Raw genomic sequence first — 14,699 nt, forward strand, 5'->3', positions numbered from 1 at the left:
GCCCGGGTGCGGCGTCAGGTGCCGTCCTCCCCGGACCGGGCGATGGCGGCGGCCGCGTCGGCCTCGTACGTCGCCCGTGCGCGCAGGACGACGGCACAGCCGGCCGAGAGCGGGGCGAGCACCGCCGCGAACGCGACGCCGAGGGAGCCGGTCGCGTCGGACACCACGCCGATGAGCCAGGGGCCCAGCGATCCGCCGAGCGTGACCAGCATCTGGAGGACCGCGAAGCCCAGGCCGCGGTGCCGTGCGGCCACGACGTCGGCGTTGGCGGCCGTCAGGTTGGCCAGGGCCATGGCGAACCCGACGTTGGCCAGGGTGAAGCAGACGACCTGCGGCACGAGGAACGGAAGGCCGACGGCACCCGTGAGCGCGCAGGTGCCCAGGGTCAGCCCGGCGCCGCCGACGGCGACGCGCCGGCCGGGGCGGGAGCCGTGGTGGCGGTCGCCGAGGCGGCTGCCGAGCAGGATGCCCGCCACGATGCCGACGAGTCCGGCCCCGCCGGCCACCGCCGCCGCGTCGGCCTCGCCCAAGCCGAACCTCCGGCCGTAGAAGGAGGGCATCCAGTAGAAGAGCCCTCCCAGGCCGAAGAAGACGATCGCGAGTCCGGTCACGACCGAGCGGAGGGTGGGGATCGCGAGGAGTTCCGCGACCTGCCGTCGCAGGGGAGTGCCGGGCCCCGCGGGGCGGGGCGCGCCTCGCGGGTGGGCCGGCGCCGGGGGCACGGGCGGGCCGTCCCCGCTCCGGTACCAGAGGGTGAGCCGGTCGCCCGTGCCGCGCAGGGGTTCGCGCAGGGTCAGCACCAGAAGGGCGACGGCCGCGCCAGGGAGGGCGACCAGGAAGAACCCGGTGCGCCAGCCGGCGTGTTCGGCCAGGGCGCCACCGGCGACGACGCCGATCGGCAGCCCCCCGAAGTAGGCCATGCGTTCGAACCCGAAGGCCCTGCCCCGGCCGGAGCCCGGATGGAAGTCGGCCAGGAGGCTCGACGCGGGCGGGTTGTACAGCTGGCCGGCGGAGCCGAGCAGCACCCGGACGGCGAACAGCGCCGCGTAGCTCCCGGCGAGCCCGGTGCCCACCGTCAGCAGGGCCCACACCGCGACGACGGCGGAGACGGTCCAGGTCCGGCGGGCCCGGTCGGCCAGCCTCCCGGCCGGCAGGAGCAGCACCACGGCGGCGATCGAACCGGCCGTGGCGATGGCGCCGGCGGCCGCGTCGCCGAACCCGAACTCCTCCTGGATCGCCGGCAGGGCACCGGCCAGGAGGTTGTACTCGATCCGGTCGACCGCGGCCACCAGCGCGACACACACGGCGGGCCACCATCCGAAGGGGGCCGGGTCCCCCCGGCGGACCGTGACCGCCGGACGCCCTGGGAACACCACGAACTCACGCGTGTCCGGGCGTGGTGCGGAGGGGGCCGCACTCCCCGGCTCGGCCCTTCCGGGCTCACCGGCCTCACCGGCTTCAGCGGCTTCAGCGGCCTCACCGGCTTCACCGGCCTCAGCGGCCTCGTCGCTTGCGGGCACGGCGTCTCCTCACGGCGGTCGGGTCCAGGACGTCCGTACGGCCCCTGCGGCGGGGCGGGGTGCGGTGGTGCGAGGCGCTGGGTGCGGTGGCGCGAGGTGCGGGATGCGGTGGTCAGGGCTTGGCGGTGTACACGACCCCGGCCAGGTTCTGGGCGGCGGTGCCCCACACCTGGTCGTACAGGGAGGTGTCGCCGCCGAGGGTGTACAGGAGGTAGGCGGCGGTGACGCCCTTCGTGAGCTGCTGCTGGGCGGCGCGGGTCAGGGAGCCGCTGTCGCAGCCGAGCGCCCACGCGTCGACGAAGCCGCAGTGGAAACCGCCCGTGATGACGCGCAGTTGGGCGGGTGCGGGCTTGGCGTCGTACATCTTCTGCTGGTTGGCGGCGACCGGGGCGATGGAGTCCGAGCTGCCGCCGACGTACTGGGCGGGGACGGCGAGCGCGGCGGAGGCGGTGACGGCGGACGGGCTGGTCTCCGCCGCCGCCGTCGTGGAGACGCTCCGCACGGCGGTGTTGCGGGAGGCCGCCAACAGGGCGGCGCCTCCGCCCATCGAGTGGCCGGCGACGCCGAGACGGGCCGTGTCCACGGCCCCCGCGAAACGCGATCCGGAGGTGCCGTTCTGGACGGTGAGCCAGGTGAGCGCGGCGTTGAGGTCGTCGGCGAAGGAGGAGTGGCTGGGCAGCAGACCGCCCTGGGACTTGGGGGCGACGGTGACGAACCCCCAGGAGGCGTAGTGGCCGAGCAGACTCGCGTACTGGGAGACGTCCTGGAGGAAGCCGTGCCCGAAGGCGAGTCCGGGGTGGGCGCCCGCTGCCACGGGGGCGTCGGCGCCGCTCGTGGTGCCGGGGTACCAGACGCGGGCGCTGAAGGAGCGGCCCGAGGCGGTGACGGTGACGTCGGTGTGGGCCACGGCGTGGGGGCCGGCCTGGGAGGGGTCCGCCGCCGCGGCCGGGGCGGCGGCGGTGACAGGTGCCGTGACCAGGAAGGCCGACGAGGACAACAGCAGGGCGAGCACCGGCCGTAAGAGCCTGCGGAACACGGGGACCACCTTCTCGGCTGATGCGAGGGAAACAGCGTTTCCCTAAGACAGCAGAAAAGCGACCCCCTGGCAAGACCGGCCGCCGCCCGGCCCACGGCGGCGCCATGACCGTCACCCGGCCCGCGATGGCGCCACGACGGTCACCCGGCCTGCGGCAGCGCCACGACGGTCACCCGGCCCGCGGCGGCGCCTGCGGGACGGCCGGCACCGCCCGGCGCGTGCGGCCGTCCCGCAGGGCGGCGACCATCCCCGCGAGCATCAGCGCCTCGCCGAGGTTGCCGAGCGGGGGCGCGACGACGGCGAGCGCGGAGGCCACGAAGACGGCGAGGGCGCCGAGCGCGATCCACGGCACGGAGCGCCGCACCCAGACGGCGGCTCCGACGCCGAGCAGGACCAGCATGGCGAGCACGGCCGCCACCGGGGCGCCGTGGCCGCCCGCTTCCACGTACCGCAGGGTGCCGGCCCAGCGCCGCGGCTCCAGGTCGAGCCCCGGCAGGCCGGTGGCCGCGCCCACGGCGGCCAACGCCAGGGCCGCCGCCCAGGCCGCCGCGCTCGCCCGACGTCCGGCACCCGCCAGCAGGGCTCCACAGACGACGGCCAGGGGGGTGAGGAGGGCGTGCGCGACGAAGCGGCCCTCGTTGAGCCCTTCGAGCAGGGCGCCCTCCCCCAGCGCCGCCCCCAGCCCCACCACGAGGGAGTCGTAGGCGAGCGCGCAGCCCAGCACGCCGGTCCAGCGTCCGGCAACCCCGCCCGACGCGATCGCGACCAGGACCAGGCCGAGTTGCACGACTCCGACACAGACGAGAACAGCCGACATCATACGTCGCCTTCCGCGAGGGCTCCGGGTGGACGCGGAACATTGTTTCCCTCAGCGGGACCGGCTGACAGCGGGATCGGCGAACCACTCCCCCGACGGGCACGAGCAGAGGCAGTGCGGGGTCAGCCGCCGGGCCTGCGTGAGCGCGTGTCCCGCACCGCGGGGCGGTGCGCCGCGGTGGTGCTGCCCACGGGCGGGCCGCCGCCGGACGGCGCTTCGGACGGCGAGCCACCATCGGACGGTTCCTCGGCCGGCGGGCCGCTGACGGACGGCTCCTCGGCCGGCTCCTCGGCCAGCGGGCCGCCGTCGCACGGGTCCGTGGCCGACGGTCGGCCGTGCTGGTCCTCGGACGGCGCTTCGGCCGGCGGGCCACCGCCGCACGGCTCCCGGGCCGACGGGCCGCTGACGGACGGCTCCCCGGCCGACGGGCCACCGCAGCGCGGGTCTGCGGCCGACGGTCCGCCGCGCCGACCCCCGGACGGCGCTTCGGCCGACAGGCCACCACCGCACAGCTCCCCGGCCGACAGGCCACCGCCGCACGACTCCTCGGCCGCCGTTCCACCGCGCCGGCCCCCGGACGCCGGCCCGTCGGCCGCGGTGCGTCGGCCTCCCACGACCGCGGCGACGACCAGCGCCATCCCGGCCACCTGCGCGAAACCCAGTCCCTCGCCGGCCAGGGTGGTGCCGAGCAGGACACCGGTGACCGGGTTGAGCAGGCCGATCAGGCCCACGGTGCCGGCCGGGAGCCGGCGCAGGCCGGCGAACCAGGCGAGGAAGGCGAGGGCGGTCGCCACCACCGAGGTGTAGGCGAAAGCCGCCACCGCGGCGCCGTCGACCATGGGAGGCGCCCCCTCCACCGCACCGGCGACGGCCAGGAGGATCACGCCGCCGACCGTGAGCTGCCAGGCTGTGACGGCCGGCACGCCGGGACCGGTGTCCCACCGCTTGCTCAGCAGGAACCCGACCGCGGAGACCAGCATGGCCGCCACGGAGGCGACCACACCGGCCGGCCTCACCTGCCCGCCGGGACCGCCCAGCATCAGCACGACGCCCGCCAGCCCGGCCCCCGCAGCGACCAGGTGCGCCACCCGGGGCCGTTCGCCCAGGAGGGCCCAGGCGCCCAGCGTCAGCACCACCGGCGACAGCGCCATGACCATGGAGGCGGTGCTCGTGACCAGCCACTGCGAGGCGACGTACACGAGGACGAAGAAGGCGCTCGTGTTCAGCACCCCCAGCACGGCCGACCGCCACCACCACACACCCCGCGGGCGTTCCCGCGCGACGGCGAGCAGCAGGACACCGGCGGGCAGCGCGCGCAGCGCGGCGCCCCAGAGGGGGTGGTCGGCGGGCAGGAACGCGCGGGTGACGTAGTAGTTGGCCCCCCAGGCGACCGGCGCCACGGCGGTCACACCGATCCAGCGAAAAGAAGCTTCCACGGAAGCGAATATAGCTTCCTCGGAAGTTACTTTATAGTGGCTTCCGTGGAAGATCTCTCGATGGGACCCGAGGACGGGCGTGCGCCGGACGGTGCGGCGGAGGACGGGGAGGCCCGCGCGGGGAACGGGAAGGCCCGCGCGGGGAACGGGAAGGCCCGCGCGGGGGACGGGGAGGCCCGTGTGGAGGACGGGAAGGCCCGTGCGGAGGACGTCCCGGCCCCGGACCACGTCGCCCGGATCCAGGCCGCCTGGCGGCGCGAGCGGCCCGACCTCGACGTCGCCCCGCAGGCCGTCATCGGCCGGCTCCACCGGCTGGCCGCACTGCTGACGCAGGAGCTGTGCGTCGTCTACCGCCGGTACGGCCTCGGCGAGGGCGAGTTCGACGTGCTGGCGGCGCTGCGCCGGGCCGGTGAGCCCTATGAGCGGGCGCCGGGCGAACTGGCGGCCCACACGATGGTCACCACCGGCGCCATGACGAAGAGGATCGACCGGCTGGAGCGGGCGGGGCTGGTCACCCGGCGTCGCGCCACGGACGACGGCCGGGGGCGTGTGGTCGCGCTGACCGCCGCCGGACGGGACCTGTTCGACCGTGCCTTCACCGACCACATCCACAACGAGCACCGGCTGCTGAGCGCCCTGCGCCCCGACGAGGCCACGGCTCTCGAAACCCTCCTGACCTCCTGGCTCGCCCGTGTCGAGGGTCCCGCCGCGTCGGACCGTCCGTCACCGCGCTGAGCACGGCCCGGCGGACGAAGGAACGGCGGCAGGGGCACGGCGGCGGACCGGCGCGCCCCCGCGCCCGGCGGAGTCCGGGCTTGCCCCTGACGCAAGGGTCAGGGATTAGCGTCGGCGCACCGCCCGGCGGGCGCGCACCCGCCCGGGCTCGCGGCCGCCGTCCGGCCACGGCCCGGTGCGCGCGCCGCCACCGGTTCCGCCCACCGCGCCCGCCCAGGAGGCCGCCCATGACCACGGTTCTGCCCCGCACCAGCCGCGAAGTGCGGCTCGCCGTCGTACCCGAGGGGCTGCCCGAACCGGCGCACTTCACCGTCGTCGAGACGGCACTGCCCGCCCCGGCGCCCGGTCAGGTCCTGGTCCGCAACCGGCACTTCCAGGTCTTCGGCGGCCTGCGCACCCTGATCGGCGGCGCCGCCGAGGACACGCCGGTGCCGGGACTGCGCCCCGGGGACACGCTGTTCGGGCCGGCCGTGGGCGAGGTCGTGGCCGCGCCGCCCGGCGGCCCGCTGCGCCCCGGCGACCTGGTGAGGCACCTGCTCGGCTGGCGCGAGTACGCCCTCGTCCCCGCGGACGGGTGCGCCCCGGTCGACCCGGCCCTGCCCGAGCCCGCCGCCCACCTCACCTCGGGCTCCGCCGCCTACGGGGCGCTGACCCGGCTCGCGGGCGTACGCGAGGGGGACGTCGTCCTGGTCACCGGGGCCGCGGGCGGGGTGGGCTCCCTGGCCGGCCAGATCGCCCGGCTGCTCGGCGCCGCCCGGGTCGTCGGCACCACCGGCTCCCCGCACAAGGCCGAGCGCCTCATCTCCGAACTGGGCTACGACGCCGTGCTGACCGCCGGATCGTGGCGCGAGCGGCGGGACGGCGCGGACGGCACGGACGACGACGCCCGCCGCGCGTTCTCCGCGCAGCTCGCCGAGGCCGCGCCGGACGGCATCGACGTCCTCCTCGACAACGTCGGCGGCGTCCAGCTCGGCGCGGCCGTGGACGCCGCCCGGCAGGGCGCGCGGTTCGCGCTGGTGGGCGCGCTCTCCGGGCAACTCGCCGCACCGGGCTCCGGTGCCACGGCACCCGCGCGGATCGACACCTTCCGTCTGGTGGTCAAGGGCGTGTCCGTGCGGGGGTACACCGGCATCGACCATCCCGAGGTGGAGGCGGAGTGGACCGGCCGGCTCGACGGCTGGCTGCGGTCCGGCCGGATCCGGCTGCCGCTGACGCGTTTCGAGGGCATGGAACAGGCACCGCGGGCGTTGCGGGAACTGACCAGGGGACGGATTTTCGGCACGGTCGTCGTCGACCTCCCGGGACACGACTGACGAGCCGGGCCACGAGGGCGGGAGGTACGCACCATGCGGATCGGGGACGCCGCGGCGGCGGTCGGCGCGACACCGAGGGCACTGCGCTTCTACGAGCAGCGCGGACTGCTGCCGCCGCCGCGCCGCACCAGGGCCGGCCAGCGTGACTACACCCCCGACGACCTCGCCGTCCTGCGCGGCATCCGGCACCTCCTGGCCCTCGGCCTCACCGTCGAGGACCTGGCCGGCATCGCCGACCGCCTTCCGCTGCTCGCCGCCCACGAGCCCCGCCGCTGCCGGCCCCCGGCACCCGGTGAACCGGCCATCGTCGGTACGACGGTGGTACGGCGGCGCATCGCCGTCCTCGACGCGGAGATCGACCGCCTCACCCGGCTCAGGGACACGCTGCGGGCCGGACTCGACCCGACGCCGCGGCACATGACCGCCGACGGGCACACGGCGGTCGGCGCCCGGCCCACCCCCTGACCTCCGCGCCGCCTGCCGACGGCCGCCTGCCGCCCGCCGAAGGCTGTCGGCGGGCGGCAGGCGGCGGAACACGCACCCGGGCACGGCCGTCCTCCGCCGCTCCGGCCGGTCAGCCCGACGGTGAGGCGTGGCCTCGCCGGCGCCACTCCTCGGCGAGCAGTCGGTAGGAGCGGACCCGGTCCGCGTGGTCGTGGGTGATGGTCGTGATGAGCAACTCGTCCGCCCCCGTGGCCTCCTGGAGCTGTTCCAGCCGGTCGGCCACCTGACCGGGCGAGCCGACGAACTGGGTGTCGAGGCGGTCCTGGACCAGTTCGCGGTCCTCCTCGCTCCAGGTGTGGGCGCGTGCTTCCTCCGGGGTCGGGAACTCGATCGCGCCCTCGGCGGTGCGGATGCTGCGGACCCACGGGCCGTACCCGGCGGCGAGTTCGCGGGCGGTGGTGTCGTCCTCGGCGACGACCACGTCCGCGGAGACGCTCACGTAGGGCTTGTCGAGGACGTCGGAGGGCTGGAAGAAGGACCGGTAGCCGTCCACCGCCTCCAGGACGGTGGCGGGGCTGACGTGGTAGTTGGCGGCGAAGCGCAGGCCCCGGGCGCCCGCGACCTCGGCGCTCTGTCCGCCGCTGCTGCCGAGGATCCACAGCTCGACGTCCGCCCCCTCCCCCGGCACGGCACGGGCCTCGACGCCCTCCGGGGAGCGGTAGGTGCCGGCCAGCAGGGCGAGGATGTCGTCGATCTGCTCGGCGTAGTCCTGCGATGCGGCGCCCGGAAGCAGGAGCAGCTTGCGGTGCAGGGCGATGCGGGGCGAGCCGAGGAGGCGCTCGAAGGAGAAGCGGGGCGGGATGACCAGGCCGTTCGGGGCTCGGCCGTCGACGACCGGGGTGGCCGTGGGCACGGTCGCCCGCTCCGCCGGCGGGCCGCCGCCCGAGCGCCCGAGACCCAGGTCGAAGCGGCCCGGGTGCAGGGCGTCGAGCAGGCCGAACTCCTCCACCGTGGACAGCGCGGTGCGATGGCCGAGCTGCACGGCTCCGGAGCCGAGCCGGATGGTGGAGGTGGCGGAGGCGGTGAGGGCCAGGACGACCGCCGGGGAGGTGCCCGCGACGCCGGGGTTGAGGTGGTGCTCGGCGAACCAGTAGCGGGCGTATCCGAGGCGTTCGGTCTGCTGGGCCAGGTCGACGGAGTTGCGCAGCGCGTCGCGCGCGGTGGACCCGGACGGTATCGGTACCAGGTCGAGGACGCCGAGGGGGATGTCAGACATGTGCCGCCTCCGGGAGTACGGGTCCCCACGCGAACGGCGGGTCCGGGATGTCCTTGCGCAGCACCGGGGCGACCGCCGACTGGAACAGCTCCAGCGAGTCGCGGTGCCGGGTGTCGGTGAGCCCGCCCGCGTCCGCGTGCAGGTGCACCACCGTGTGGCCGAACCGCTCGTGGTAGCGGTGCACCTTGTCGATGACCTGCTGGGGGCTGCCGATCAGGGCCGAGCTGCGTGCCACGAAGTCCTCCAGGGTCTCGAAGACGACCGGGAGGCCGGCCTGTCTCTGGAAGGCGAGGTTGCCCTCGAAGACGGGCCGGTAGGCGGCCAGGGCCTCCTGGGAGGTGCGGGCCACGTACAGCCCCGCCGTTCCGGCGCCGACGGCGATGCCGGCCGGGTCGTGGCCGTAGTGCTCCCAGCGTTCGCGGTAGTGACGGATCAACTCGGCGTACGGCTCGATGGGATGGGTGACGTTCGCCGAGAACAGCGGGTCGCCGTAGCGGGCGGCCAGGTCCACCGACTCCTTGCTGGTGGCGCTGCCGTGCCAGACCCGTACGGGCTGCTGGTACGGCCGCGGCCACACCTCCGCGTCCGTCAGCTCGGGGCGGAAGCGGGTGGCCGCGGTGACCTTGTCCTGCCGCCAGATCCGCCGGAACACCTCGTAGCTCTCGGCGTTGCGCTCCCACTGGTCCTCGGGCGTGACGTGGAACAGCTCGCGCTGGGCGGCGCCGTTGCCCTTGCCGATGATCAGGTCGAGCCGGCCGCCGGAGAGGTGGTCGAGGGTGGCGTAGTCCTCGTAGGCGCGGACCGGGTCCAGGAGGCTGAGGGTGGTCACGGCGGTGAACAGCCGGATGCGCCGGGTCAGGGCGGCGACGTGGCTGAGGACGACGGTCGGCGAGGAGGAGATGAACGGCCGTTCGTGCCGCTCGCCCACGCCGAAGCCGTCGAAGCCGAGTTCCTCGGCGAGCAGCGCGTTGTCGAGCACTTCGCGGAAGCGGTCCTGGGTGGACTTGCGTACGCCGGTGGCCGGGTCCGGACGGTGCACGATCAGGGTGATGGCGAGGAACTTCACGACGCGGCCCGCTCGGCGCCCGAGACGTCGTCGGGGTGGGCGAGCCCGAGGTGGTCGCGCAGGGTGCTGCCCTCGTACTCGGTGCGGAAGACGCCCTTCTCCTGGAGCAGCGGGACGACCTTGTCGGCGAACTCGTCGAGGCCGGTGGGTGTGATGTGCGGGACGAGGATGAAGCCGTCGGCGGCGTCGGCCTGGACGTAGTCGTCGATGGTCCGGGCGACGGTCTCGGGGGAGCCCACGAAGGTCTGGCGGTTGCCGGTCTCGATGACCAGGTCGCGGATCGACCAGTCGTGGGCGGCGGCCAGTTCGCGCCATTCACGGGCGGTGGCCAGCGGGTCCCGGTACATGCGCACCTGGGCGCGTCCGCGCGAGATGTGCTCCTCGCTCACCAGGGGGTCGATGTCGGGGAGCGGGCCGTCGGGGTCGTACGACGACAGGTCCCGGTTCCAGACGAACTCCAGGTGCTTGAGGGCGGTGGCCCCGCTCACCTGGAGGCGGCGCACCTCCTTGGCCCGTTCCTCCGCCTCGGCGTCGGTGTCGCCGAGGACGAAGCTCGCGGCGGGCAGGATGAGCAACTGGTCCTTGCGGCGCCCGTACTTGGCGAGGCGGTTCTTGACGTCCGTGTAGAAGGCCTGGCCCGTGTCGAGAGCGGCGTAGCGGCTGAAGATGGCGTCGGCGCCGGCGGCGGCGAACTCGCGGCCCTCGTCGGAGTCACCGGCCTGGAAGATCACGGGGCGGCCTTGGGGGCTGCGCGGGACGTTGAAGCGGCCGTGGATGTCGAAGTGCCGGCCTTCGTGGACGAAGGCGCCGGCCTTGGCGTCGCTCAGGAAGGTGCCGGTGGCCGGGTCGGCGACGATCTCGTCGCCCTTCCAGGAGTCGAAGAGTTCGTTCGCCGTGGCGAGGAACTCCTTGGCCCGCGAGTAGCGTTCCTCCTGCGGGAGGAAGCCGCCGCGGCGGAAGTTCTCCCCGGTGAAGCCGTCCCAGGAGGTGACGACGTTCCAGGCGGAGCGGCCGCCGGAGAGGTGGTCGAGGCTGGCGAACTGGCGGGCCACCTCGTAGGGCTCGTTGAAGGTGGAGTTGATGGTGCCGGTGAGGCCGAGGTGGTCGGTGACGGCGGCGAGCGCGGCGAGGACGGTGAAGGTGTCGGGGCGGCCGACGACGTCCAGGTCGTAGATCCGGCCGCCCTGTTCGCGCAGGCGCAGGCCCTCGGCGAGGAAGAGGAAGTCGAACTTGGCGCGTTCGGCGGTGCGGGCGAAGTGGGCGAAGGAGCTGAACTCGATGTGGCTGCCGGCCTTCGGGTCGCTCCACACGGTGGTGTTGTTGACGCCGGGGAAGTGGGCGGCCAGGTGGATCTGCTTCAGGGGCTTGCTCATGACGGTTTCTCCCTCCCGCTCAGGCGGCGGCGTAGCGGTTGGCGGGGCGGGCCAGGCCGAGGAGCCCGCGCAGGGTGTCGGCCTCGTAGGCGCGGCGGAAGGCGTCGCGGCGCTGGAGTTCGGGGACCAGGCCCCGGGTGATCGCCGGGAGGTCGTGGCCGGCGACGGCGGGGCGCAGCCGGAAGCCGGTCAGTCCGGCGGCCTGGTACTCCTGCAGCAGATCGGCGAGTTGGGCGGGTGTGCCGGTGAAGACGCGGGCGTCGCTGGTGTACTCCTCGCCGGCCAGGGCGTCGAGGCGGTCCCGGCGGGCGGCGGCCTCGGCCGGGTCGTCGGCGAGGAAGACGACCAGGTCGGCGAAGACGTGCAGCGGTTCGGCGGCGCGCCCGGCCGTCTCCTGCTCGGCACGGATCTCGGCGACGATCGCGCGGGCCTGGTCGGCGTCGTGCGGGGTGACGTAGCCGACGTCGGCGGCGCGGGCCACCAGACGGTAGGGCACGGTGTCGTGGCCGAGGGCGGTGACCAGGGGCTGGCCCTGTGGCGGGCGCGGTGTGATGGAGGGGCCCTTGACGCTGAAGTGCCGGCCCTCGAAGTCGATGTAGTGGAGCTTGTCGCGGTCGATGAACCGGCCCGTGGCCACGTCCCGGATCTCCGCGTCGTCCTCCCAGCTGTCCCACAGCCGGCGCACGGCCTCGACGTAGTCGGCGGCCTCGTCGAACAGGTCGGCCACCAGGTCCAGCGTGGCGGGGCCGTCGTAGGACTCGATGCGGGGGATCGAGCGGCGGCCGAAGTGGGCGGCCTCGGTGGGGCGGGCGGTGATCTGGACGCGCAGGCCCGCGCGGCCGGTGCTCACGTAGTCGAGGGTGGCGATCGCCTTGGAGATGTGGAACGGCTCGGTGTGGGTGGACACCACCGTCGGCACCAGGCCTATGTGCCGGGTGAGCGGGGCGACGCGGGAGGCGATCAGGACGGCGTCGAGGCGGCCGCGGACCTGGTCAGTGCGGTCGTCCGGGTCCAGGAAGTGGGAGGACTGCGGACCGAGGCCGTCCTCGATGGTGACGAAGTCCAGCAGGCCGTGCTCGGCCTCGGCGACGAGATCGGCCCAGTACCCGGCGGTGAACAGCTCACGGGGCCTGGCCACCGGATCGCGCCAGGAGGCGGGGTGCCAGCCGGTGCCGTCCAAGGCCACGGCGAGGTGCAGGGGAGAAGGAGGAGTCGAGGACACGGGGGTGCCTTCCTGAAGGGTCCGGGAAACGTCCCGGAGGTCCGCGGGAAAAGACGTCGGCCCCGTACGCGGGCACACGGGCGGAGAGCGCGACGAGCCGACGGGTCGCCCGGCCGACGGCCGGAGCGGGCGTGTCAGGAACGACAGAGCGCGCCGGCCACGCGCTGGAGGTCGATGTGGGGCCGGGAGTAGAGGTGTACGGCGTGGGCTCTGCGGGCCACGTCGGTCACCTCCCTCGGTCGGGCGCGCGGGGGCGCCTCACACATCGCGTCGTCCGTCACAACGCCCCGGCCACGCCCGGTGTTCCCGGGCCGCCGCCGAAGATCGTCCGATACGGACCGGTCCTGAGGTGAGCATACGGCCACCCTCGACCGTCCCACGACCGCCCTGCCACCGTCCCGCCGGCGGGCGCTGCTGTCCTGGACGTGCCCCCGCTCCCCCGCCGGGCGACCACGCGCCCGCGTACGGACCGGGAAGATCGAAACAGGGAACACGTCCGTGGTGCGGAACCGGGAACGTCCCCGGGGTGCCGCGGCCCGGGCCGTGCGGACGGTGGGGCGCGCGCCGCCACCGGCCGTGGAGGCGGCCGGCGACGGACGGGACGACCGGCCGACGGGCGGCGGACACCCGCAGGTCGTGAGGGGCGCGCCGGAGGAGCGTCACCCGTCCGGGCCGCCCCGGAAGGGGTCCGGGCACCGGGCCCGGCGTGGCCCCCGGGTCCCGCGCACGGACCGGTCATCGATCGGTGTGCGCGATCAGCCTTGATCGCGAATCGGCATTGGACGCGGCGTGCCCGTGTCCTGCATGCTCAGTGGCATGTTCTGGCCTGTGACTGTGACCGAGTTCGGCCGGCCCCCGGCCGGCGGCTTCGGCCATGGTTCCGGCGATCACCTGACGCCTCGTCTGACGCAGTGCCGCGTCGTGGACTTCGGCCGGATCAAGTCGACCAGCTGTCGTTGATCCCGCACGCCCGTCCTGCCGCCGCACTCCGGTGAACACGGGCCCGCAGGCCGGACCGCGGGCGACTGCCCGCACCCTCTGACACGGTCCTCCACCACCCCCCACGGTCGCCGGCCGACCGGGTCCGCCGCGACCCCCGTCGGTTCCGCACGTCCGGTGTGCCGTATCGCCGCCCCCGCTCCGCTCACCCCACGTGGCCGGACCGTCACCCGATCCCAAGGACACGCACATGCCCATGGCCACCGCCCTGTCCCGTCCCGCCCCGGAGCGGGCCTCATGAGCTCCGCGACCGAAAGCCGGCTGTTACCCGCTGACCTGGGCCGCCTGGACGAGGTGAGCGCGGCGCTCGCGGCGACCGCGGCCGAACACGACCGCACCGGCGCCTTCCCGCACACGCCGATCCAAGTGGTCCACGAGGCAGGGCTGTTGACCGCGGGGGTGGACCCCCGCTACGGCGGTCCCGGGGCGAGCTTCACCGATGTCGCCCGCATCCTGCTGGCGCTCGGCCGCGGTGACCCGTCGACCGCGCTGATCTCCGGCATGACCATCGTCCCCCACCTCCTGCAGACCCGCAGCCCCTGGCCGCAGGAGCTGTACGCGCGGGTGCTGGCCGAGTCGGCCGAGCGGCCGACCCTGCTCAACCACGCGCGGGCGGAGCCGGAGATGGGCTCGTCCACCCGGGGCCCGCTGCCGGCGACCACCGCCCGGCGGACCGCGCACGGCTGGTCGATCCAGGGCAGGAAGCGGTACGTCACCGGCGCCGAGGGCCTCAGCTACTTCCTGGTCTGGGCGGCCACGGACGAGCCGTCACCGCGGGTGGGCAACTTCATCGTCCCCGCCGGCACACCCGGCATCGACATCGTGCCCACCTGGCAGCAGTTGGGCATGCGCGCGACCGGCAGCCACGAGGTGGTGTTCACGGACGTCGAGATCCCCGCGGAGTACGTGCACGAACTCGCCCCTCCCGGCGCCGATCCCGCCCCGGGCACCCTGCCCGGCAGCATCATGCTCCTGCTCTCGTCCTCCCTCTACCTGGGGGTGGCGCGCGCGGCACAGCGTCATGTGCACACCTTCGCCCACACGCGGACGCCCGCCGCGCTGGGGCGCCCCCTGGCCACGACGGACCGCTTCCAGCGCACGGCGGGCGAGATCGAGACCCTGCTCTCCAGCGCCGAGCAGCTGATCTTCTCCGTCGCGGAGCGGGTGGACCGGGGCGATCCCGTCCGCGGTGTCGACGCCCTGGCCTCCAAGGTCGTGGTCGTCCGTCATCTCACCACCGCCGTCCGGACGGCGGTGCAGCTGCTCGGCAACCCCGGGCTGGCCCAGGGCAGCCCGCTGGAACGACACTTCCGTGACATCCAGTCGGTGGGGGTCCACGCGCCGGGCGAGGACGCCATCCTGCCGATCGTCGGTGCGACGGCCCTCGCGGCGGAGGCACCCGATGACTGAGCCGGCCCGATCCCGTTCCGTCCCCCGGCGGGTTCCGCCGGGGGGCGGGCCC

At 74.8% G+C, this 14,699-nt stretch carries 14 protein-coding genes; 5 read left to right on the forward strand and 9 right to left on the reverse strand.

Annotation, left to right across the window (positions count from 1 at the left end; all coding sequences use genetic code 11):
* Positions 1–14: 14 nt before the first annotated feature.
* The 4 genes from ACFYWQ_RS22410 to ACFYWQ_RS22425 all read right to left on the reverse strand — a co-directional run bounded on the left by ACFYWQ_RS22410 (position 15) and on the right by ACFYWQ_RS22425 (position 4,809).
* Positions 15–1,304, reverse strand: a complete 1,290-nt coding sequence (locus ACFYWQ_RS22410) for an MFS transporter (RefSeq protein WP_389518626.1) — start codon at positions 1,302–1,304, stop codon at positions 15–17.
* Positions 1,305–1,632: 328 nt separating this feature from the next.
* Positions 1,633–2,556 carry an alpha/beta hydrolase family protein gene (locus ACFYWQ_RS22415; protein ID WP_389518627.1) on the reverse strand — a complete coding sequence of 308 codons (924 nt, stop codon included), beginning with the start codon at positions 2,554–2,556 and terminating at the stop codon, positions 1,633–1,635.
* Between the two features lie 169 nt (positions 2,557–2,725).
* Entirely contained in the window at positions 2,726–3,373 is a 648-nt protein-coding gene (locus ACFYWQ_RS22420; protein WP_389518628.1) for a hypothetical protein, read from the reverse strand.
* 122 nt (positions 3,374–3,495) lie between these two features.
* The gene (locus ACFYWQ_RS22425; protein ID WP_389518629.1) at positions 3,496–4,809 is read right to left on the reverse strand and encodes an EamA family transporter; all 1,314 of its coding nucleotides are present in this window, start codon (positions 4,807–4,809) and stop codon (positions 3,496–3,498) included.
* 180 nt (positions 4,810–4,989) lie between these two features.
* On the opposite strand from ACFYWQ_RS22425, the gene ACFYWQ_RS22430 reads away from it, so the two are divergent.
* The 3 genes from ACFYWQ_RS22430 (at position 4,990) to ACFYWQ_RS22440 (ending at position 7,322) form a co-directional block, all read left to right on the forward strand.
* Positions 4,990–5,544: a MarR family winged helix-turn-helix transcriptional regulator gene (locus tag ACFYWQ_RS22430; RefSeq protein ID WP_389518826.1), complete on the forward strand. Its 555-nt coding sequence runs from the start codon at positions 4,990–4,992 to the stop codon at positions 5,542–5,544.
* A gap of 227 nt (positions 5,545–5,771) precedes the next feature.
* On the forward strand, positions 5,772–6,857 hold the full coding sequence (locus ACFYWQ_RS22435; protein WP_389518630.1) for an MDR family NADP-dependent oxidoreductase: 1,086 nt from the start codon (positions 5,772–5,774) through the stop codon (positions 6,855–6,857).
* A 33-nt stretch (positions 6,858–6,890) separates the two neighbouring features.
* Complete coding sequence (locus ACFYWQ_RS22440) at positions 6,891–7,322, forward strand: MerR family transcriptional regulator (protein ID WP_389518631.1); 432 nt, start codon at positions 6,891–6,893, stop codon at positions 7,320–7,322.
* 109 nt (positions 7,323–7,431) lie between these two features.
* Here the strand turns inward: ACFYWQ_RS22440 and ACFYWQ_RS22445 are convergent, their stop codons facing one another.
* From ACFYWQ_RS22445 to ACFYWQ_RS22465, 5 genes are all read right to left on the reverse strand, one after another.
* A complete protein-coding gene (locus ACFYWQ_RS22445) occupies positions 7,432–8,577 on the reverse strand; it encodes an LLM class flavin-dependent oxidoreductase (RefSeq protein WP_389518632.1) in 1,146 nt (381 codons plus the stop codon).
* Positions 8,570–9,643, reverse strand: coding sequence for an LLM class flavin-dependent oxidoreductase (locus tag ACFYWQ_RS22450; protein WP_389518633.1), 1,074 nt, complete (start codon positions 9,641–9,643; stop codon positions 8,570–8,572). The genes ACFYWQ_RS22445 and ACFYWQ_RS22450 overlap by 8 nt, the downstream gene beginning before the upstream one ends.
* A complete protein-coding gene (locus ACFYWQ_RS22455) occupies positions 9,640–11,016 on the reverse strand; it encodes an NtaA/DmoA family FMN-dependent monooxygenase (RefSeq protein WP_389518634.1) in 1,377 nt (458 codons plus the stop codon). Before ACFYWQ_RS22455 ends, ACFYWQ_RS22450 begins: the two co-directional genes overlap by 4 nt.
* A 19-nt stretch (positions 11,017–11,035) precedes the next feature.
* The gene (locus ACFYWQ_RS22460; protein WP_389518635.1) at positions 11,036–12,238 is read right to left on the reverse strand and encodes an LLM class flavin-dependent oxidoreductase; all 1,203 of its coding nucleotides are present in this window, start codon (positions 12,236–12,238) and stop codon (positions 11,036–11,038) included.
* A 134-nt stretch (positions 12,239–12,372) separates the two neighbouring features.
* Positions 12,373–12,504, reverse strand: a complete 132-nt coding sequence (locus tag ACFYWQ_RS22465; RefSeq protein WP_389518636.1) for a putative leader peptide — start codon at positions 12,502–12,504, stop codon at positions 12,373–12,375.
* Positions 12,505–13,066: 562 nt separating this feature from the next.
* Between ACFYWQ_RS22465 and ACFYWQ_RS22470 the strand changes: the two genes are divergently transcribed.
* Together ACFYWQ_RS22470 and ACFYWQ_RS22475 are read left to right on the forward strand one after the other, a co-directional pair.
* Positions 13,067–13,198 carry a hypothetical protein gene (locus ACFYWQ_RS22470; RefSeq protein ID WP_389518637.1) on the forward strand — a complete coding sequence of 44 codons (132 nt, stop codon included), beginning with the start codon at positions 13,067–13,069 and terminating at the stop codon, positions 13,196–13,198.
* A gap of 276 nt (positions 13,199–13,474) precedes the next feature.
* Complete coding sequence (locus ACFYWQ_RS22475) at positions 13,475–14,647, forward strand: acyl-CoA dehydrogenase family protein (RefSeq protein WP_389518638.1); 1,173 nt, start codon at positions 13,475–13,477, stop codon at positions 14,645–14,647.
* Positions 14,648–14,699: the final 52 nt, after the last annotated feature.

The organism is Streptomyces sp. NPDC003247 (assembly GCF_042888135.1).
GTDB lineage: Bacteria > Actinomycetota > Actinomycetes > Streptomycetales > Streptomycetaceae > Streptomyces.

Coding starts and splice junctions, on each gene's coding strand:
- ACFYWQ_RS22420 (WP_389518628.1), bottom strand. CDS start 3,373: ATGTCGGCTGTTCTCGTCTGTGTCGGAGTCGTGCAACTCGGCCTGGTC.
- ACFYWQ_RS22435 (WP_389518630.1), top strand. CDS start 5,772: ATGACCACGGTTCTGCCCCGCACCAGCCGCGAAGTGCGGCTCGCCGTC.
- ACFYWQ_RS22440 (WP_389518631.1), top strand. CDS start 6,891: ATGCGGATCGGGGACGCCGCGGCGGCGGTCGGCGCGACACCGAGGGCA.
- ACFYWQ_RS22445 (WP_389518632.1), bottom strand. CDS start 8,577: ATGTCTGACATCCCCCTCGGCGTCCTCGACCTGGTACCGATACCGTCC.
- ACFYWQ_RS22455 (WP_389518634.1), bottom strand. CDS start 11,016: ATGAGCAAGCCCCTGAAGCAGATCCACCTGGCCGCCCACTTCCCCGGC.
- ACFYWQ_RS22465 (WP_389518636.1), bottom strand. CDS start 12,504: ATGTGTGAGGCGCCCCCGCGCGCCCGACCGAGGGAGGTGACCGACGTG.
- ACFYWQ_RS22475 (WP_389518638.1), top strand. CDS start 13,475: ATGAGCTCCGCGACCGAAAGCCGGCTGTTACCCGCTGACCTGGGCCGC.